Origin of the sequence: Olsenella sp. KH3B4, assembly GCA_900111695.1 — a bacterium.
Taxonomy (GTDB): domain Bacteria; phylum Actinomycetota; class Coriobacteriia; order Coriobacteriales; family Atopobiaceae; genus Tractidigestivibacter.
Genome location: FOHD01000005.1, coordinates 129,212 through 147,878, shown reverse-complemented (window position 1 = coordinate 147,878; position 18,667 = coordinate 129,212). Strand labels below are relative to the sequence as shown.

Annotated in this window: 16 protein-coding genes; 7 read left to right on the top strand and 9 right to left on the bottom strand. The window is 63.2% G+C overall.

Annotated features, from left to right (window positions below; all coding sequences use genetic code 11):
* Nucleotides 1-22: 22 nt before the first annotated feature.
* Together BMX94_RS06270 and BMX94_RS06265 are read left to right on the top strand one after the other, a co-directional pair.
* The gene (locus tag BMX94_RS06270; RefSeq protein ID WP_091004870.1) at nucleotides 23-1,678 is read left to right on the top strand and encodes a SpaH/EbpB family LPXTG-anchored major pilin; all 1,656 of its coding nucleotides are present in this window, start codon (nucleotides 23-25) and stop codon (nucleotides 1,676-1,678) included.
* Nucleotides 1,679-1,766: 88 nt separating this feature from the next.
* Nucleotides 1,767-2,630 carry a class C sortase gene (locus tag BMX94_RS06265; RefSeq protein ID WP_091004868.1) on the top strand — a complete coding sequence of 288 codons (864 nt, stop codon included), beginning with the start codon at nucleotides 1,767-1,769 and terminating at the stop codon, nucleotides 2,628-2,630.
* Between the two features lie 480 nt (nucleotides 2,631-3,110).
* Here BMX94_RS06265 and BMX94_RS06260 read toward each other — a convergent pair whose 3' ends face one another.
* Nucleotides 3,111-4,370, bottom strand: a complete 1,260-nt coding sequence (locus BMX94_RS06260) for an Nramp family divalent metal transporter (protein ID WP_286160044.1) — start codon at nucleotides 4,368-4,370, stop codon at nucleotides 3,111-3,113.
* A 443-nt stretch (nucleotides 4,371-4,813) separates the two neighbouring features.
* Between BMX94_RS06260 and BMX94_RS06255 the strand changes: the two genes are divergently transcribed.
* The 3 genes from BMX94_RS06255 (at nucleotide 4,814) to eno (ending at nucleotide 8,822) form a co-directional block, all read left to right on the top strand.
* Nucleotides 4,814-5,743, top strand: coding sequence for a LysR family transcriptional regulator (locus tag BMX94_RS06255; RefSeq protein ID WP_091004866.1), 930 nt, complete (start codon nucleotides 4,814-4,816; stop codon nucleotides 5,741-5,743).
* 73 nt (nucleotides 5,744-5,816) lie between these two features.
* A complete protein-coding gene (locus tag BMX94_RS06250) occupies nucleotides 5,817-6,944 on the top strand; it encodes a 5-methyltetrahydropteroyltriglutamate--homocysteine S-methyltransferase (protein ID WP_091004865.1) in 1,128 nt (375 codons plus the stop codon).
* Between the two features lie 585 nt (nucleotides 6,945-7,529).
* The gene (gene eno / locus BMX94_RS06245) at nucleotides 7,530-8,822 is read left to right on the top strand and encodes a phosphopyruvate hydratase (RefSeq protein ID WP_091004863.1); all 1,293 of its coding nucleotides are present in this window, start codon (nucleotides 7,530-7,532) and stop codon (nucleotides 8,820-8,822) included.
* Between the two features lie 139 nt (nucleotides 8,823-8,961).
* Here eno and BMX94_RS06240 read toward each other — a convergent pair whose 3' ends face one another.
* The 6 genes from BMX94_RS06240 to BMX94_RS06215 form a co-directional block, all read right to left on the bottom strand.
* Nucleotides 8,962-10,131, bottom strand: a complete 1,170-nt coding sequence (locus BMX94_RS06240) for a cation diffusion facilitator family transporter (protein WP_091004861.1) — start codon at nucleotides 10,129-10,131, stop codon at nucleotides 8,962-8,964.
* Entirely contained in the window at nucleotides 10,128-10,694 is a 567-nt protein-coding gene (locus tag BMX94_RS06235; protein ID WP_286160043.1) for a MarR family winged helix-turn-helix transcriptional regulator, read from the bottom strand. The genes BMX94_RS06240 and BMX94_RS06235 overlap by 4 nt, the downstream gene beginning before the upstream one ends.
* Nucleotides 10,694-11,254, bottom strand: a complete 561-nt coding sequence (locus tag BMX94_RS06230; RefSeq protein WP_091004859.1) for a glutathione peroxidase — start codon at nucleotides 11,252-11,254, stop codon at nucleotides 10,694-10,696. The genes BMX94_RS06235 and BMX94_RS06230 overlap by 1 nt, the downstream gene beginning before the upstream one ends.
* A gap of 432 nt (nucleotides 11,255-11,686) precedes the next feature.
* The gene (gene bsh / locus BMX94_RS06225; RefSeq protein WP_091004857.1) at nucleotides 11,687-12,649 is read right to left on the bottom strand and encodes a choloylglycine hydrolase; all 963 of its coding nucleotides are present in this window, start codon (nucleotides 12,647-12,649) and stop codon (nucleotides 11,687-11,689) included.
* A gap of 77 nt (nucleotides 12,650-12,726) precedes the next feature.
* On the bottom strand, nucleotides 12,727-14,094 hold the full coding sequence (locus tag BMX94_RS06220; protein WP_091004856.1) for a M18 family aminopeptidase: 1,368 nt from the start codon (nucleotides 14,092-14,094) through the stop codon (nucleotides 12,727-12,729).
* A 478-nt stretch (nucleotides 14,095-14,572) separates the two neighbouring features.
* Entirely contained in the window at nucleotides 14,573-15,127 is a 555-nt protein-coding gene (locus BMX94_RS06215; protein ID WP_091004854.1) for an NADPH-dependent FMN reductase, read from the bottom strand.
* Between the two features lie 155 nt (nucleotides 15,128-15,282).
* On the opposite strand from BMX94_RS06215, the gene BMX94_RS06210 reads away from it, so the two are divergent.
* Nucleotides 15,283-15,633 (top strand): winged helix-turn-helix transcriptional regulator, encoded by a 351-nt coding sequence (locus BMX94_RS06210; RefSeq protein ID WP_091004852.1) that lies wholly within the window; start codon nucleotides 15,283-15,285, stop codon nucleotides 15,631-15,633.
* Nucleotides 15,634-15,660: 27 nt separating this feature from the next.
* Here BMX94_RS06210 and BMX94_RS06205 read toward each other — a convergent pair whose 3' ends face one another.
* Nucleotides 15,661-16,017, bottom strand: coding sequence for a phage holin family protein (locus BMX94_RS06205; protein WP_091004850.1), 357 nt, complete (start codon nucleotides 16,015-16,017; stop codon nucleotides 15,661-15,663).
* Nucleotides 16,018-16,353: 336 nt separating this feature from the next.
* Between BMX94_RS06205 and BMX94_RS06200 the strand changes: the two genes are divergently transcribed.
* Nucleotides 16,354-17,865 (top strand): aminotransferase class I/II-fold pyridoxal phosphate-dependent enzyme, encoded by a 1,512-nt coding sequence (locus BMX94_RS06200; RefSeq protein ID WP_091004848.1) that lies wholly within the window; start codon nucleotides 16,354-16,356, stop codon nucleotides 17,863-17,865.
* 133 nt (nucleotides 17,866-17,998) lie between these two features.
* Here BMX94_RS06200 and BMX94_RS06195 read toward each other — a convergent pair whose 3' ends face one another.
* Nucleotides 17,999-18,211: a hypothetical protein gene (locus BMX94_RS06195; RefSeq protein WP_091004846.1), complete on the bottom strand. Its 213-nt coding sequence runs from the start codon at nucleotides 18,209-18,211 to the stop codon at nucleotides 17,999-18,001.
* Between the last annotated feature and the right edge of the window lie 456 nt (nucleotides 18,212-18,667).

Sequence of the window (18,667 nt, the reverse complement as noted above, 5' to 3'; positions counted from 1 at the left end):
CCGAAGGTTAGAGAGGAAAAACATGAGGAAGCACAACATCGCTCGTATGGCAGCGGCGGCAGGTCTGGCGCTCACGATGGCCCTCGGCCCGGTTGCGGCACCGGTCGCAGCGTTCGCGGCCGACGGGACGGCGACCCAGGGCGACATCACGATCAACGCGAACACGCACGTAACGTCGGATACCACGAAGCTGCTGGGTTACAAGCTCTTCAAGGCGGACGTTGCCGACCAGACGGTGGGGACCACGACGTCAAAGGCGGTGTCCAACATCACCTGGGGCAGCGACCAGGCCCAGAAGGCCGTCGAGGCCGCAATCAAGGCCGTCGAGCCTGCTTATGCGGGCACGTCCGCGCAGGATGCAGCCGACTGGCTGAGCACGCATGCGTCTGGGTCAGGGTCGGCCACCGTCGTTGACGCCAACGACGCGTTTGGCAAGATCGCCGCCGCCATGCGCATGGCAGGTGCGCCTGCAACCACGATCACGCCTGGCACAAAGGTGACGCTCGATGAGGGCTACTGGCTGTTCGTGACCGATAGTGCCACGACGGAAGATCTGATCGACAAGGTGGGCACGGCACCCATCTACGCGGTGGTCGGTGGCAGCGCGGTGACGGTCGACCAGAAGTCGAGCCTGCCTACGGTAAACAAGTTCATCAAGAACGATGCGACGGGCTCCGTCTGGGCAAAGGTTGCGGACTCCCAGATCGGCCAGGACATCGACTATAAGCTCACGGGCACGGTCGCCACGGCGCTTGCGAGCTACGACACGTACTACTACTCCTTCAGCGACGTCCTCGGCTCGGGGCTCACTGCCGATTCCAGCTCGGTGAAGGTGATGGTGCAGAATCCGGCAACGGGGGATGCCGCCCAGACCGAGACCCAGGTGCGCGCTGATGACTACACGGTCTCCCTCGACTCTGCCACCAATACGCTCACTGTGACCATCAACGACCTCAAGTCGGTGAAGGATGCGAATGGCAACGCTATCGCCATCACGCCGAATTCCGTCGTGAACGTCTACTACACGGCCCGGCTCAACAGCAATGCGAAGGTTGCCAGTAGTTCCAACGACAACACGGTGACGCTCACGTATTCCAACAACCCGGGAACCAAAAGCCACGGCGACACCACGCCGGCAACGGTGCGCGATTACACCTACCAGCTCATGCTCATGAAGGTCGACAGCTCGAATAACTCCAAGGGCCTTCAGGGCGCCAAGTTCACCATCCAAGCAACTGGTGCCGATGAGGGCGCGGGCACGAAGTACGTGCAGTCCGACGGCTCGCTCGGCGACACGGCCTACGAGTTCACGTCGGGCGCTGACGGCAGCATCGCGGTGAGCGGGCTCGACGCGGGCGAGTACACGGTCGTCGAGACCCAGGCTCCCGATGGGTACAACACGGTGCCCAGCTTCACCTTCCAGATCTATCCCGTTTACAAGGAGGTCACGGGCGACATCGACACGATTCGCGTCCAGACCTCGAACGCCAACGTGTCCGACATCAACGTCTATGACGGCGTGGTCGATCTGGTCGTCAAGGACAAGGCGGGCATGAGCCTGCCCCTTACCGGCCAGGCTGGCGTGACCATCACCTGGATTGCTGGCGGCGCCGTTCTGGCCCTGGGCATCACGCACCTCGTCCGGTCCCGCAAGAACGCCGAGGATAGTGCGGAGTAGCGTGGCGGCAGGTACGTAACGCAGGTTGCAAAGGTTGGCAAGTCGTGGGCCCCGCCGCGTGCGGGGCCCATCTGGTGGGGAGGCGCGTGTGGGCACGCATGCCAAGCACAACGAGAGGCGACGCCGGCTGCCACGGTGGGTGGACCGGCTCATCACCGTGGGGCTCATCCTTCTCGGCGTGGGCCTCATGGTGTGGCCATGGGTGGTCGACATGCTCGAGGAGTACGGTGTAGGTGCGACCATCTCCGAGGTGTCGGCGCGCGTTGACTCGATGCCGGCCGACGAGAAGCAGTGGTACATCGACCAGGCGAATGCGTACAACGCGGTGCTCGCTGGCGAAGAGCCGTCGATTGACCCGTCCCAGATTGTCGACTACGGCGACCAGCTCACGTACGACCGCGACCCCATGATGAGCTGGGTCGAGATTCCCTCCATCGACGTGAGCATGCCCATCTACCACGGCACGAGCGAATCTGCGCTCATGGCCGGTGTGGGCCACCTGGAGGGGACGAGCCTGCCTGTGGGCGGTGAGTCGACGCACTGCGTGATCACGGCTCACTCCGGCATGCGGAACCTCCGCATGTTCGACGACATTCGGCAGCTCGAGCCGGGCGACCTGGTACTGCTGCACACGATGGGCGACGTGTACGCCTACCGGGTGACCTCCTCGGAGGTGGTGCTGCCCGACGAGACCTCCTCGCTTGCAATCGTTCCGGGGGAGGATCTGCTCACGCTGGTGACCTGCACGCCGTATGGCGTGAACGACCACCGGCTGCTGGTGCACTGCGAGCGCACGGATTACGTGCCCGAGGAGGCGGAGGAGCAGGCTGCCGTCACGGAGCGCCACTGGGGCGCGCGCGAGTGGGCAGTCATCGTGGTTGTCGTGGCGCTTGCGGGCGTTGCCGTGGACGTGGTTGTGCACCGCGCTCGCAAGGCGCGAGGGTCCCGGTAGGGGATGCGGCCTCAGCCGGGCGTCCGCGTTGCTCAGCGGGGGACCGCAGCGCCCGGCCCCAGGGGTCGTAACTCCCCGAGGCTGCATAAAAGTGCTCTATTGGACGGCGATTTCGGAACTGCTGCATAAAAGTGCTCTATCGGACAGTGGCTTTTGTGCTCCGACATAAAAAGTTAAATCATATATACAGTATTATGTATATTAAGTACAAAGTATAGCAAATATTGTAAATATAGTTTGATATTTGATACCGAAGTAATTTTGGTGCTGTATGATAGAGCGTTTTTGTGCAAAGGGCCGCAAAACTCCGTCCGATAGAGCACTTTTATGCAGCTGTTCCTCTGGAACTACTGCGCCAGCCGCCGGCCGCAACAATAACGCGTCCGTCGCCGTCCCATCTGGCTGGCATGGGCAGCGGCGGCCGAGTTGCGAGCGCTACGGCCGGCGCCCGGGAGGCCGGGGTGTGCTGGCGGCCAACTTCTAGCCAAGTAGCGAAACAACGTTGATAGCGGTCACCACGACACCGGTTGCCAGCAGCAGCGCGTTGGTGAGGGGGGAGTTGGCGTGGCGCCCCATGACGTGCTTCGAGCTGGTGAGCCGAATCTGCGTGAAGATCGTTATGGGCAGCTGCAGCGAGAGCAGCGCCTGCGAGAGCACCAGCCCCTGGAATGTGTTCTCCACAAGCAGGCAGGCAAGCGTGGCCAGACCCATGCACAGCGCCACGCCCACGGAAGAGTGGCGGTCGTGGATGTCGTACTCCTCGCCAAACATGCCGGCGCTGATGGTGCCCGCCGCCATACCCGCCGTAACGGACGAGGAGAGTCCCGCCAGGAGCAGAGCCACGGCAAAGATGAGCGTCGCCGCGGATCCCAGGATGGGGAAGAGCGTCGCCGCGGCGGTGGCGAGGTCATCCACGACAACGCCTTGCGTGAAGAATGTCGTTGCCGCGAGGATCACCATCGAGGAGTTGATTGCCCAGCCCACACCCATCGAGAAGAGCGTGTCGAAGAGCTCGTAGCGCAGCCGCTCGCGGATGACCTTCTCGCCCTGCTTCTCGTAGTGGACGCTCTGGATGACCTCGGAGTGCAGGAACAGGTTGTGCGGCATGACCACGGCGCCAAGAACGCTCATCACGATGGCGGCGGAGCCGGCGGGGAAGGCCGGCGCGACCCACGCGACCGCCGCCTGCGGCCAGTCAACGTTTACCAGCGCGAGCTCGGCGAGAAACGCCAGGCCAATAAGGGAGACAAACGCGATGATCCAGCGCTCGATGCGCTTGTAGGAATTGGTGGCCAGCATCGCCACCGAGAAAACGCCAACTATGACGCTGCCCACCCGCACGGGCAGCCCAAAGAGCATCTGGAGCGCAATGGCGCCACCGAGGACCTCGGCCATGGCTGTGGCGACGGTTGCTGCATATGCGGTTGCGAGAATTGCGGTGCCCAGCCAGCGTGGGAAGTGCTTGCGTGTTGCCTCGGCAAGGCACTCACCGGTGGCAATGCCCAGGTGGGCGGCGTTGTGCTGAAGCAGAATGAGCATCAGGGTGGAAAGCGTTACCACCCACAGGAGCGAGTAGCCAAACTGCGACCCAGCCGCCATGTTCGAGGCCCAGTTGCCGGGATCGATGAAGCCAACGGTCACCAGTAGGCCGGGGCCGATGTGTTTGAGAATCTCGAGGCCACCGTGGCCTCCGGTCTTCTCGGCGCCAAATTGCCTGGTCATCTCCTCGCGTATGTCCATGGTTTCCTCCAGATGCGTAGGGGTGCGCCGCCACGCGGCACGGTGAATTATTAGTATCAAGTACCATTATGCACTCTTAGTTGGCATGCTAGTCAAACAACGGGTGGGTCGGGTGTATTTTTCGGCAGCGGCCCGAGGCGCTATGACAGAACGAGACCCTAACACCACTTGCCAACAGGGCTAACGTTTGCTTACGTGCCCAAGACCGTTGCCGGCTACCCTTGTTCTCGAACAACACGCCAGTGACCCCCCTCCTCGTGCGGGCCAAGCCAGGTGACGCAGGCCCTTGCTGGGCCCGTCCCCATGTGCGCCCCGATTCCACTGCTTGGAAACGTGTGCTCTTTTCGCCAAGGGCAGACTGTGCCCGTCCGCACGCGGATCGTCGGGTAACATCGCTCGACGTGCGCCGCACCAGAGGCGCCGCCCTGGGGGAGGAGCACCGCATGACACTGCAGCAACTTCGTTACGTGGTCGAGGTCGCCACGGCAGGCTCGATCACCGCCGCGTCTCAGCGGCTCTTCATCGCGCAGCCGTCGCTCTCCAAGGCCATCTCCGAGCTCGAGGCCGAGATGGGCATCACCATCTTCGAGCGTTCCAGCAAGGGCGTTGTGCCCACCGAGGATGGCACGCGGTTCCTCTCGTACGCGCGGCAGGTCGTCGAGCAGGCCGCCCTCCTCGAAGCCCAGTACAAGCACGGTACTCCGCCGCGCCGCATCTTTGGCGTCTCAAGCCAGCACTACGCCTTCGTGGTCAACGCCTTCGCCGAGCTGGTGCGCGAGCACGGCGAGAGCCGCTACGAGTTCAGCCTGCGCGAGGGGACCACCTTTGGCACCATCGAGGACGTGCGCCTGCAGCGCTCCGAGCTGGGCGTGCTCTACCGGAACAATTTCAACCGAGAGGTGCTCACCAGCGCCATCCGCGACGCCGAGCTGCGCTTCGAGCCGCTCTTCGAGGCCCGTGAGCACGTGTTTGTAAGCCGGACGAACCCCCTGGCTGCTCGTGCGTCTGTGACGCTTGCGGACCTGGCGCCGTACCCGCGCCTCTCCTACGACCAGGGCTCGCGCAACTCGTTCTACTTCGCCGAGGAGCCCCACATCACCGAACAGGTGGACAAGGCCGTTGTGGTCACGGACCGCGCGACCCTCTTCAACCTGCTCATTGGCCTCGACGGGTATACCATCTCCTCCGGCATCCTGAGCGTTGACTTAAACGGCGAGAACATCGTGGCCGTCCCGCTCGAAGATGGAGGCGTGATGGAGCTAGGCTACATCCACCAGCCGCGTCGGCCGCTCTCGCCCATGGCGGAGCGCTACCTCGAGCACCTGAGCGCCTACGTTTCGAAGTACATAGCTTCTGGCTATGGCAAGCGATAGCGCATCGATAGTTCCTTTGGGTTTTCACATGGGGCACCATTTCTCGTGTCAACAACAAGAGAAAGGTAGCCCCATGAGCATCGCATACGACAAGAAGACCCCGCATCGCTTTGACGTGGTTGGCAGCTTTCTGCGGCCCGCGCGCCTGAAGCAGGCCCGCGTCGACTGGAAGGCCGGGCGCATCTCGGCCGAGGAGCTCACGGCCATCGAGGACGAGTGCATCCGCGACCTGGTCGCAAAGGAGAAGGCCGCCGGCCTGGGCGTGATCACCGACGGCGAGTTCCGCCGCGAGACCTGGCACCTCGACTTTATGTGGGCATTCGACGGCGTGGCGCACAAGCCCACCGAGACCGGCCTGCCCTTCCACGATGAGGCGGCAAAGATCGACGACACCTACCTCACCGGGAAGATTGCCTATCGCGGCGGCCACCCGTTTATCCAGCACTTCCGCTTTGTTCAGGCGCTCGAGGACGAGAAGTGCGTGGCCAAGCTCACCATCCCTGCGCCCGCGCAGTTCTTCGAGCAGTTCGCGATGCCCTTCAACCTGGAGGCCACGCGCCGCTACTACGCCAACGACGAGGAGCTGGCTGATGACATCGTGGCTGCGTACCGCGCGTTTATCGCCGACGTGTACGCCGCGGGCTGCCGCAACCTGCAGTTTGACGACTGCTCGTGGGGCATGGTGGTTGACCCGCACGCCGAGCAGTTCTTTGGCACCGACGCTGCCGGTCTTGAGCGCGTGAAGGAGGCCCTGCTCGACGTCAACAACCGCGCGCTGGAGGGCCGGCCCGCCGATCTCACCGTGAACACTCACGTGTGCCGCGGCAACTTCCACTCCACGTGGGCCTGCGAGGGTGGCTACGACGAGGTGGCCGACTTCCTTCTCGCACGCGAGAATGTCGACGCGTTCTTCCTGGAGTTTGACGACGCGCGCTCGGGCGGCTTTGAGCCGCTGGCCAAAGTCCCGGCGGGCAAGAAGGTTGTGCTGGGGCTTGTGACCACCAAGTCGGCGACGCTGGAGGATCCCGAGGCCGTGGTCGCGCGCATTCACGAGGCCGAGAAGTACGTGCCGCTTGAGAGCCTGTGCCTCTCGCCTCAGTGCGGCTTTGCGTCGTGCGAGATTGGCAACAAGCTCACCGAGGATGAGCAGTGGGCGAAGGTTCGCCTGGTGCGCCAGGTGGCGGAGCAGGTCTGGGGGTAGGGGACCGCGACGGCGCTGTTCCCCGCCTCTCTCGGCAAAGAGATGATGCTGCCCCCCGCTGTGGCGCCGATTTGGCGCCGCAGCGGCACCTTCGTACGCAGTTGCTGCCAAAAGTCGCCCTCCGGCGCCGTGGGCTGTCTGAGTCCCCCGCGGCGAAAGCCCGGGGTCGGGTGTTGTCCACGCGCCGTAACGGCCCCCGGGAAAATAGTCGAGTTTTTATCAAATTCTCGACCCATAATAGTTAACCATGGTGTACTCTTCTTTTCGAGTTAAATAAGGCTAACACCTGCGACCCCGACTGCAGCGCAGGAGCATGAGCCGTTGACTCCCGCCGTAGCGTCCGGACCCTCTCCCCGGACCGATCGGCACAATAGGCGCCGCCGACGTTCCCCTTTCTTGCGTCGGCGGCGCGTCTTTCTCAGTGCGATGTTCTCATCACAACAGAAATTTTCGCTACATCGGTAATTCTGGTAATGGAACGGAAAGCTATGGGTACACTACTAGAAGTAAGAGAAGGATAACTTAGATCTAATGGCGCACGAGGCAGGCTTGCCCCACGCGCGACCACACGAAAGGTGGCACATCATGAGCACAATTGAGAAGGTCCACGCACGCGAGGTCCTGGACTCTCGCGGCAACCCCACGGTCGAGGCCGAGGTCACGCTCGTCGACGGCAGCTTTGGCAGGGCGATTGTCCCCTCCGGCGCATCTACCGGCGAGTTCGAGGCCGTCGAGCTTCGCGACGGTGACGGCGCTCGTTACCAGGGCAAGGGCGTCGAGAAGGCCGTCGCCCACGTGAACGGCGAGGCGCGCGAGGCCGTCCTGGGCATCGACGCCCGTAACCAGCGCGCCGTTGACGCGGCCCTTATCGCCGCCGATGGCACCCCCAACAAGGGCAAGCTCGGCGCCAACGCAATCCTGGGCGTGAGCCTGGCAACTGCCCGCGCGGCCGCGGCCTCCGCGGGGCTTCCGCTCTACGCCTACCTCGGCGGCCCCAACGCCCACACGCTGCCCACGCCCATGATGAACATCCTGAACGGCGGCGTTCATGCCGATAACAACGTGGACTTCCAGGAGTTCATGATCATGCCCGTTGGCGCGCCCAACTTCCACACTGCACTTCGTTGGTCGGCCGAGGTCTACCACACCCTGAAGGGCGTCCTCAAGGACGCGGGCCTCTCCACTGGCGTGGGCGACGAGGGCGGCTTTGCCCCCGACCTCAAGACCAACGCCGAGCCCTTCGAGTACCTCATGAAGGCCGTCGAGAAGGCCGGTTTCAAGCCGGGCGAGGACTTCGTCTTTGCCATGGATCCCGCCACGAGCGAGCTCTACGACGCCGCTACCGGCACCTATGTCCTCAAGGGCGAGGGCCGCACGCTTACCAGCGCGCAGATGGTCGACTACTGGGACAAGCTCGTCTCGTCCTATCCCATCATCTCTATCGAGGACGGCCTGGCCGAGGAGGACTGGGACGGCTGGCGCCAGCTCACGGCTCGACTTGGCTCGCGCGTGCAGCTCGTGGGAGACGACCTCTTTGTGACCAACACCGCCCGCCTGCGTCGCGGCATCGAGCTTGGCGCGGCAAACGCGCTGCTCGTGAAGGTCAACCAGATTGGCACCCTCACCGAGACCCTCGAGGCCATGCAGACGGCGCAGCGCGCCCGCTACGCCACGATCGTCTCGCACCGCTCGGGCGAGACCGAGGACACCACGATCGCCGATCTGGCCGTTGCCACCAACGCCGGCCAGATCAAGACTGGCGCACCTGCACGCTCGGACCGCGTGGCCAAGTACAACCAGCTGCTCCGCATCGAGGAGGAGCTGGGCGACGCCGCCGAGTACGCCGGCCGTTCCGCGTTCTACAACATCGCCCGATGAGACAAAGGCGATGAGACAAAGGGACTGTCCCTTTGTCTCACTTTGTCTCATCGAAAGGGCCCCGGATGGCAGCTGCCGTCCGGGGCCCTCGCGTGGGCTAGGTATTCTATCGCGGGGAATGGCGCCGAAAAGAGGGACGCTAATCCGCGATGTCGCTGTCGAGCGTGGCGCGCACCGTGTAGTCGGGGAAGGCCTTCTCGACCTCGCTCACAATCTGGTGGTACTCGCCTTGGCGGTCGGGCGACTCAAACGCGATGATCACGTCGAACTCGAGCAGGTGGCGCGTCTCGTCCACGTGGAAGCCGTGGAACTGCAGCACGTGGTCGTGGCTCGCGACGATGCGCCTCACGCGTTCGCGCATGTCGGCGACGGCCTTGCTCGTGTTCCTCGAGTAGATGCCCACGGCGGCGATGATGACCTGGCCGTCCGTGCGCTGGAAGACGTGCTCGGCGATGCGACGCTCGAGCTCGTCGATCTCCTCGGCCGTGGTTGTGTCGGGGACCTCGACGTGGAGCGAGCCAACCCTGCGCTCGGGGCCGTAACTGCTGAGGAATAGGTCATAGACGCCCAGGACGCAGTCCTCCTCGGCAACGATGCTCTTGACCTTCTCGGCAAGCTCCGAGCTCACGCGCTCTCCAAGGATCTGGCTGAGCGTCTGCCAGAGCATCTCGAGACCAGCCTTCACAATGAACGCGGAGATGACGGCACCAACCCAAGCCTCAAGCGAGATGCCGCAGGCCAGGTAGACCACGGCAGCGCCCAGCGTGGAAACCGAGAGCACCGCGTCCGAGAGCGCGTCCTGGCCCGAGGCCACGAGCGAGTCGGCGTTCACGCGGCGGCCGACCGACTGCACATGGCGGCCGAGAAGCACCTTGGCCACGACGCCGGCAGCGACCACTATCAGCGCTGCGGCGGAGTAGTCCGGGGTCTCGGGCGAGATGATCTTCTGCACGGACTCCACGCCCGAGGTGATGCCGGCGTACAGCACGATGACCGAGATGACCATTGCCGTGAGGTACTCGATGCGCCCGTAGCCCATGGGGTGGCGCTTGTCCGGCGCTCGTCCGGCGAGCTTGGTGCCCACGATCGTGATGACCGAGGAGAGCGCATCGGATAGGTTGTTCACGGCGTCGAGGGTGATGGCGATGGAGTTCGAGAGAACGCCCACCGCGGCCTTGAATCCGGCGAGCAGCACGTTGGCCACGATACCGAGAATACTGGTGCGGACGATGGTCTTCTCGCGATCTGTGGTGGGGATGGGCGAGGATGCCTGGTCCTCCCTGGTGTCTTTGTCCTGCTCAGTGCTCATTGTCTATCGCTTTCTTTCATCTGTGCGCAAGCGGTGGTTCCGGTTGTCTCGCCATCGCGCACGCTGGCAATCACCTTGGCCAGGAGCCGCCTGAGCTCTGCTGCCTCGTCCGCCGAGAGGCGCACGCGGCACGCCATCGCCGCTGGCACCGACGCCGCGCGGTCACGCAGCGCGCGGCCCTCGGGGGTGAGGCGCGCCTCGAGCACGCGCGCGTCCGCCACGCTTCTCTCGCGCGTGATGTAGCCGCGGTCCTCGAGCTTCTTCAAGACTGGTGTGAGCGTGCCCGAGTCCAGGTAGAGGCGTTCGCCGAGGTGGCTTACGGTGGCCGCGCCTTCCTCCCACAGAACCATCATGCACAGGTACTGCGTGTAGGTGAGGCCGAGGGGGCCGAGGAGGGGCTGGTAGCTGCGGACGACCTCCTTGGAGCAGGCGTAGAGCGGAAAGCACAGCTGGTTGTCAAGGCGCAGCAGCTCGGCAGGGGAGACGCCTGCCAGAGATGGCGCCCCCGCCGGTGTGGTGGGGGCGCCCTGCGGTGACGGCTGCGAGTGCGGTTGGGCTGCCACTAGAGCTGCGCCTCGATTGCGCGCTCAACCTCGTCCATGCTGGCGGTGGGCTCGAAGCGAGCCACGAGGTTGCCGTTGCGGTCGATGAGGAACTTGGTGAAGTTCCACATAATGTAGGCCTTGTCTCCGAACTTCTTGTTGTTGGCCTTGGCAAACTTGTCGAGTGCCGCGGCCTTGAGGCCGCTGCCAAAGCCCTGGAAGGGGCGCTCGGTGGCCAGCGCGGCAAAGAGCGGATCGGCGGTGTCGCCGTTCACGTCGAGCTTCTTGAAGCGCGGGAACTCGGTGTTGAACTTGAGCGAGCAGAACGTGTTGATCTCGTCGTCGGACTCGGGTGCCTGGCCGGCAAACTGGTTGCAAGGGAAGTCAAGGATCTCGAGGCCCTGGTCATGGTGGGCGGCGTAGATACGCTCGAGGTCCTCGTACTGGGGCGTGAAGCCGCAGCCGGTGGCGGTGTTCACGACGAGCAGGACCTTGCCGGCATAGGTGCGCAGGGGGACGGTGCTGCCGTCCTGAGCGGTGACGGAAAAGTCGAGGTAGTTGGTGGTGTTCTCGGATGCCATGATGGCTCCTTCCTCCGGGCGTTTGGGGCCCAGCATTGCGGGTAGCAGATTTAGTATGGCATGGTCCGCCCGCATGGCGACGGGAATAGGTTGGGCGCAACCGATTGTACACAATTTATCGCGACGGCCGGTCGTGCGGGGTGGGCTAACCGTTCGGAATCCGCAGCGCTCGGGCATGCCGCGAGATCTCGCCGTTTAAGAGGGGTTAACCGTTCGGAATCCGCGGCATCTCCGGGCATGCCGCGAAATCTTGCCGTTTAGAGGTGCCTAACCGTTCGGAAAAAACCTAAATGGCGAAATCTGGCGGCAAGATGTTGCTGCCGAGAAGTGCCGCCGAGAAGTGCCGCGTCCACCGCGCCGACAAAAACGGCGCCCCGGCAAAGCCGCGGCGCCGCCAACCACCAGCGAAAACAGAGTGCCGACAGACCCCAACTACGCCCTCGGGTCCGCCACCTGCACAAGCTCGGTGCCATCCGTGTCGTAGTCGTCCATGGCGACGCTGCGGATTGCCGGGTCCTCGTAGGTCGAGTAGTAGTACGTGCGCGTTGCCGCAGAGTATCCACCCGTGTAGACAGTGCGCTCAAAGTCGCCGTTGGTCATCCGCGCCGCGCCATCGATCATCGCGACGCCCCCTAGCTCGTGGAACATGCGGCTCACATTGGCCTTCTCGCCCGACTGCACCGGGTAGTGGGCGTTGAGGTAGGCAATGCGCACAAAACGGGAGGTGGAGTAGTAGTCGCCGGGAATCCCGCGCATGCCGGCACCAGAGCCGTAAGGCAGCAGCTCGGCCTTGTCCCACACCACGTTCTGCGGCAGCTCGTTGGTGACGTTCATGTAGTTGCGCAGGTTCTCGCGGTGCCAGGCAAAACCGGGCTGGTTGGCAAGGACGTCCACGTCGTCGTGGTAGACCTCCATGCCCTGCGCCGTCTGCTCAACAACGATGCTGCGCGTGGCGTCCCCAATAATCCAGTGCAGCAGCGACACCGGGTACTTGTCGTTGATGGGCTTGCCAACGATCACCAGGCTGTCGAGGGCGCGCTCGACCTCGTCGACGGTCGTGAAGTTGGCAACCACCCACAGCGGAAACTCGTAGGCGGCCACGTTTGTCTTGCCCTCCACGGGCGCATCGGCGTACTGCGCGTAGCCCGGGAAGTTGAGGCCGGCCACGCCTAGGCCAGAGGTGTTGGCGCAGTCAAAGTAGAGCGGCATGCCCTCCTCGACGATGCCCATGCCAATAACTGGCTCGCGCATCCCCGTTACGGCGCCAAAAGGCGAGTTTGGCTTGAATCCGCGTGGCGTTACTACCACACGCTCTCCGTACCCGCAGCTCCAGTCAAGGTTGCGCCCGAGGTACATCTGACCCTTGTCGTCCGTGAACCTAACAGCCGTGCACATGACAACGCCTCCTGGTTCCTAGTTGTGGTCTCGGCGCGCCTGCGTGGCGGCGCCGAGGATATCCAAACAAGTGCCTGCTAGTCCATCTCTACCCGCTCTGCGCCGGTTATGCGCAGATTGGCCGAGAAAAACTCGCGTAACGCACGAATGGTCCATGCGGTGTCACGGGTCCCCGCAGTCTCGTAGCTGGAGTGCATTGCCAGCTGGGGCAGGCCGATGTCCACGGCATGCACGCTTACCTGCGTGTTCGAGAGGTTGCCCAGCGTGGACCCGCCGGCCATGTCGGAACGGTTGGCGAAGGTCTGGTACGGCACGCCGGCGTGCTCGCACAGCGCCACAAAGACGGCGCGGCTAAAGGCGTCGGTGGTGTACTTCTGGTTGGCGGCCTCCTTCACCACCGGGCCGCCATTGAGGTGGCAGCGGTTCAAGGCGTCGTAGAGCTCGGCGTGGTTGGGGTGCAGCGCGTGGGCGTTGTCGCAGCTCACGAGGAAGGAGCGCGAGAGGGCACGCAGGTAGTCCTCCTCGTTCATGCCCAGCGCGGCGTTGGCACGCGTCAGCGTGTCGTGGAGCAGCGTGGACATGGCTCCCTGCTTGGTGTTGGAGCCCACCTCCTCGTTGTCGAAGCACGCGTACACGGTCACGCACCTGCGGTTCTTCTCGGCAACAAACGCCTCGAGCGACGCGAAGGCGCACTGCAGGTCGTCAAGCTTGGGGGACGAGACAAACTCGTCTGCCATGCCCCAGACGCAGGGACGTTCGCGGTTCACGAGGAAGAGGTCGCGGGCCAGGACGTCCTCGGGGCTGGCACCAACCTCCTCGGCGACCATGCGGTCGAAGTCCTCCTTGCGCAGACGGCCGGCCGAGAAGAGCGGGCACAGGTCCACGGCCTTGTTGAACGCCTTGCCGTCGTTCACGGAGCGGTTGAGGTGGATGGCCACGCTGGGGATGAGCAGCAGGTCGCGGTCGGGTGCGAAGAGGCGGCTCTCGATGCCGCTGGCGGTGCGCACCAATACGCGGCCGGCAAGCGAGAGCGGCTTGTCGAGCCAGGTGTAGTCAATCATGCCGCCGTAGCCCTCGACGTCGAGGCGAAGGTACTCCTCGGGCCCCTCGAGCACGGGCACGGACTTCACCTTGTAGGTGGGGGAATCGGCGTGGGCCGCGGTCATCTGGAAGTGGTAACGGTCGCGGTCGAGGGCGTCCTCGCCTACGCGGAAGGCGATGACGCTGGAGCCGTTGCGGGTGGTGTAGTACGAGCCGCCGGGCTTGACCTCCCAGGCATCGCCCTCGGGTAGGTGCGTGAATCCGGCCTGGTCAAGGCGGGCGGAGATGGTTGCCGCCGTGTGGAACATGCTGGGGCAGCGGTGGATGAAGTCGATGAGGCGCTCCGAGGTTTCGAGGTCCTCGGCCGTCGCCCCCTCCGCGGTTGGGTGCTTCTCGTCTGGCATGTGCGTCCTCTCTGTTGGTTGGCTCGCCTTGAGCGTAGCACGCGGGCGGGGCGCATGCCGTCGATGCGCTTCCATGGCAATGGCGGCCGGACGGCGTATTGTTCTCAAGACCGCTGTTGAAGCGACACTGCGCTAGATGTTGATGCCAATTTACGTGCAGAAGTGAGGTTGTGTAGTAGTCAGCCGCTGCCCCGAAGGCCTATGCCGGGGATGTTGGTGCGTCTCCGAAAACCCGCGAGGACTGCCAACAGGGAAAACGCGAACGAGTCTTGTCCGCGTAGCCGGGGAAGGGACTTGTCGGAGCCTCCCAGCAGGAAAATAATCCACATATCCTAACTTTTGCACGTAATGTGGGGAGCTTCTCTTGCGCGAGGGGTTATCCGAGGTTGGAAAAATGCGCCGAGTCTAGCTTGGAAGAAAAAAGGTCGCCCGGCACGCTTGGTGCCGGGCGACCTTCATGCAAAATCTCGGCTGCAGATTACGCGATGAACTCGAGGAAGGCGTCCGCCTGGGCTGCCAATGCGGCCTCGTCCTCGGCAGAGAGCGCGAGCGTGCCCGTAGTCCACGACTCGCCGGAGAGGGCGATGCCGGTCTCCTTCTCGGTCATGACCTGCGCACCCACAAAGGTGAGAAGCGAGTCGAGCGCTGCGCGCATCTCGGCGGTGGCGGTGCGGCCGCCGGCGCCCGAGACGGTGGCGCGCATGCCGCCGGCAACGGCTGTGTCGCGGCCCTTGCCAGGAAGCGGCCTGCTCAGCCAGTCAACCAGGTTCTTCACGTGTCCGGGGAACGAGGCGTTGTACTGCGGGCTCACAAACCACACGCCGTCGGCCTGGCGCACCGCCTCGCGCACGGCCGCGACCTCGGGACGCTCGGGGTTCTCGAGGTCCTGGTTCATGAGGGGCAGCGCGGCGTAGTCAAGCCTGCTCACGTTGGCACGGCCCTCGAGCAGCGCCTCGATGCGTTGGGCCAGCTGCTCGTTGAAGCCGTTCTTGCGTAGGGTTCCAACAACGATGAGGACGTTCTTCTCTGCCATGGTTCTCTCCTGTTCAGTCTAATGCATCGACTTGGTAGCGACTCTGTACTAAAATCAGTGTAGCAATATATGAGACTTGTTGAATAACGTTTTTTCTCAATACTAGGTATCAAGTGTGATACCAATGGCCTACCAGGAGAAAGGAGCGGAGACGCATGAAGAGTACGCCAAGGGACTTTGGCGTTTGCCCGTTTGTGACTGCGCAGTGGCTGTTGCAGGGCAAGTGGTCGATCGTGATTCTCCACCACCTCAGCTCGGGCAAGCTGCGCTTTGGCGAGCTCGAGCACCGCATGCCCGAGCTTACGCACTCCACGCTTTCCTCACAGCTCAAGCGCCTGGAGATGGAGGGTCTGGTGCATCGCGAGGTCTTTCCCGAGGTGCCGCCGCGCGTGGAGTATTCGCTCACGGAGGTGGGGGAGGACTTTGTCCCGGTGCTTGCGAGCATCGAGAGGTGGGGCGAGGGCTACATCGAGCACCTGCGCAAGGGGGAGGTTGAGCTGCGTTAGGGGTGCCGCGCGGCGGCGCGCTTGGCGCTAGTCTTTGGCGCCGAGAAGCCCGCTCACCACGCTTACGATGAGCGCCACAAATAGCGTTGCCCAGAACCCCGTGACAACGACACCCATGCCAAAGACGCTTTCGGCAAGGTTGGACGCAAGCGAAACCATAAGCGCGTCAATCACAAACGAGAAGAGCCCCAGCGTGATGACCGTCACGGGAATCGAAAGAATCTTGATGATGGGCTTCACGATTGTGTTCATCACGCAGAGCATGAGCGCAAAGGCCAGGTACGCTGCCCACTGCGGCTGGCCGACTACGTGCGCCGAAGGAACAAGGGCAACCGCGACGAATGACGCTATGGCGGTCGCAAGTACGGACATTAGCGTTCTCATGGCGGCTCCTCGCGTTCCGATTGCTGACGTCTGAGGCTCAATGATACCCGAGGTGACGCCGCGACGCCGGAGGGCACGTTTCGCCCGGGATTTTGCTCCCGGGGAATGGAATCCCGTTGCCCGGGAACAAAATTCCGTTTGGGGCGTGGATACGCCGAGAAGTTCAATTTTTCGTCCCACGGCGAGACGTACAGTGCTAGGCTACCTATAAATTGAACTTCTCGTTCTTAGAAAATGAACTTTTGGACCACGTAGCATTAGTTGCCGAGAAGAGAAATTGAACTTCTCGTACAGCGCCAGGAGGAGGTCCAGAACGGAGGGGTCGTGGGAGACCAGATGCACGCGGACTTCTCGGCACGCCTTGGCCAGGCGATGGACAAGCGCGGCCTTCGCCAGGCAGATCTTGTGCGCATGGCTGCCAACGAGGGCGTCAAGCTGGGAAAGTCGCAGCTCAGCCAATACCTTAGCGGCAAGACCGAGCCCAGGAAGGCAACGCTCTCGTTTCTCGCCAGCGCGCTCGGTGTAAGCGCCGAGTGGCTCTTGGGCGCGGCCGACGCCCCCACACCACAAGAGATGAGACAAAGGGACTGTCCCTTTGTCTCATCCACGAAGGAGAAGGAAACCACCATGCCTCGTCGCCAGTTCAAGAAGTCATCCAAGCTCGACAACGTCCTTTACGACATCCGCGGGCCCGTCTTGGACGAGGCCTATCGCATGGAGGACCAGGGCATCCACGTGCTCAAGTTGAACATTGGCAACCCCGCGCCCTTTGGCTTCCGCACGCCTGACGAGGTCGTGAAGGACATGCAGGACCAGCTCACGGAGTGCGAGGGCTACTCCAACAGCCGGGGCCTCTTCTCCGCGCGCAAGGCCATCATGCAGTACGACCAGCTCAAGGGCATCCCCAACGTGGACGTGGAGGACATCTACACCGGCAACGGCGCCTCCGAGCTCATTCAGCTGGCGATGAACGCCTTCATGAACGAGGGAGACGAGATTCTCGTCCCCAGCCCTGACTACCCGCTTTGGACCGCGTGTGCCACGCTGGCCGGCGGCACCGCAGTGCACTACATCTGCGACGAGAAGGCCAACTGGTATCCCGACATCGAGGACATTAGGAGCAAGGTCACGCCGCGTACCAAGGGCATCGTCGTGATCAACCCCAACAACCCCACGGGCGCCCTGTACCCACGCGAGGTGCTGCAACAGATTGTGGACGTGGCGCGCGAGAACCAGCTGGTCATCTTTGCGGACGAGATTTACGACCGCCTGGTGATGGACGGCAAGCAGCACGTCTCCATCGCGAGCCTTGCGCCGGACCTCTTCTGCATCACGTTCAACGGTCTCTCCAAGAGTCACATGGTCGCCGGTTACCGCATTGGCTGGATGAGCCTCTCCGGCAACAAGCGCATTGCGAAGGACCTCATCGAGGGCATCAACATGCTGTCCAACATGCGTCTGTGCTCCAATGTGCCGGCGCAGTCCATCGTGCAGACGTGCCTGGGCGGCATCCAGCGCAGCCAGGGGCTTCTCGTCCCCGGCGGGCGCATCTACGAGCAGCGCGAGTACGTCTACGAGCGCCTCTCCAACATGGACGGCGTCACGGTGACCAAGCCCGAGGCGGCGTTCTACATCTTCCCGCGGCTTGACCCCGAGAAGTTCAACATCACCGACGACGACCAGTTCGCGCTCGACCTGCTCAAGGACGAGCACGTCCTTATCACCGCGGGCAAGGGCTTCAACTGGGAGAAACCCGGCTACTTCCGCATCGTCTATCTGCCGCGCAAGCACACGCTGCACGAGGCGATGGACAAGCTCGAGGACTTCCTGAGCTACTACCGGCAGTAACTAAGATTGCGTGAGCGACGCACCCCCCAGCGCCACAACAACAAAACTCGTCGTGAGATAAAGGCGTGAGACAAAGGGACAGTCCCTTTGTCTCATCCCCGGAGGAGCTTCTCGGCACGCGGTCAGCTGGCCGCTACCCGTCCCAGCCGTCGTCCCAGCTGTCGCGTGGGGAGTCGTCCCAGTTCTCGTTGTCGGCATAGCGGCCGCCCTCGTCGCCGTAGCCGTGAGACGAGCCGCCATCCCTTGTGGCGCCGCGTGAGAAAAGGGGGTCCTGATCGTCTAGGTAGTCGTCGCGGTCGTACGTGTTGCGCTTGCGGCGTTTCTTCCGGCCAAAGATGAGTCCCATGGCGAGCCCTCCGTTCCGCGATTTGCCTTGCTGAAACGATATCACCAGCGGTTGGCTGCGGCGGCGTTGCGGCTGTGAGGCGCCCCCGCCACCCACGTGCGCAGGCACCGCCGAGAAAAAAACGTGCAAAAGTGAACTTCGGTGGAAGCCGGTGTCCTCCCAAAGGGCAGAGGTAGGGCTGGGCTTTGTCTTGAATGCCTACGAAAAGATCGCCAACAGGCAAAACGCGGCCAACCTTTATCCCGACCACCCCGCAGGTGCCGCCTTGTGCGATGGGCCCCGTGCTTGTGGCCGGTATCGTGCTGGCTGACGGTGGGCGGCCATAGTCCGGTTGCCCCGGCTGCAAAACTGCGACTTAATTGCAGCTTGTGAGGCATGCTGCTGAGAAAAATCGCAGGTAGACGCGTTGCGGCCTTCTCGCAGACTGCAATTAACCCGCGGGCTTTTGTTCCCCGG

Bases quoted from the DNA above. Each gene is read 5' to 3' on its own strand.
- BMX94_RS06270 (WP_091004870.1), top strand. From the start codon at position 23: ATGAGGAAGCACAACATCGCTCGTATGGCAGCGGCGGCAGGTCTGGCG.
- BMX94_RS06260 (WP_286160044.1), bottom strand. From the start codon at position 4,370: ATGGACATACGCGAGGAGATGACCAGGCAATTTGGCGCCGAGAAGACC.
- BMX94_RS06255 (WP_091004866.1), top strand. From the start codon at position 4,814: ATGACACTGCAGCAACTTCGTTACGTGGTCGAGGTCGCCACGGCAGGC.
- BMX94_RS06250 (WP_091004865.1), top strand. From the start codon at position 5,817: ATGAGCATCGCATACGACAAGAAGACCCCGCATCGCTTTGACGTGGTT.
- eno (WP_091004863.1), top strand. From the start codon at position 7,530: ATGAGCACAATTGAGAAGGTCCACGCACGCGAGGTCCTGGACTCTCGC.
- BMX94_RS06240 (WP_091004861.1), bottom strand. From the start codon at position 10,131: ATGAGCACTGAGCAGGACAAAGACACCAGGGAGGACCAGGCATCCTCG.
- BMX94_RS06230 (WP_091004859.1), bottom strand. From the start codon at position 11,254: ATGGCATCCGAGAACACCACCAACTACCTCGACTTTTCCGTCACCGCT.
- bsh (WP_091004857.1), bottom strand. From the start codon at position 12,649: ATGTGCACGGCTGTTAGGTTCACGGACGACAAGGGTCAGATGTACCTC.
- BMX94_RS06220 (WP_091004856.1), bottom strand. From the start codon at position 14,094: ATGCCAGACGAGAAGCACCCAACCGCGGAGGGGGCGACGGCCGAGGAC.
- BMX94_RS06215 (WP_091004854.1), bottom strand. From the start codon at position 15,127: ATGGCAGAGAAGAACGTCCTCATCGTTGTTGGAACCCTACGCAAGAAC.
- BMX94_RS06210 (WP_091004852.1), top strand. From the start codon at position 15,283: ATGAAGAGTACGCCAAGGGACTTTGGCGTTTGCCCGTTTGTGACTGCG.
- BMX94_RS06205 (WP_091004850.1), bottom strand. From the start codon at position 16,017: ATGAGAACGCTAATGTCCGTACTTGCGACCGCCATAGCGTCATTCGTC.
- BMX94_RS06200 (WP_091004848.1), top strand. From the start codon at position 16,354: ATGCACGCGGACTTCTCGGCACGCCTTGGCCAGGCGATGGACAAGCGC.
- BMX94_RS06195 (WP_091004846.1), bottom strand. From the start codon at position 18,211: ATGGGACTCATCTTTGGCCGGAAGAAACGCCGCAAGCGCAACACGTAC.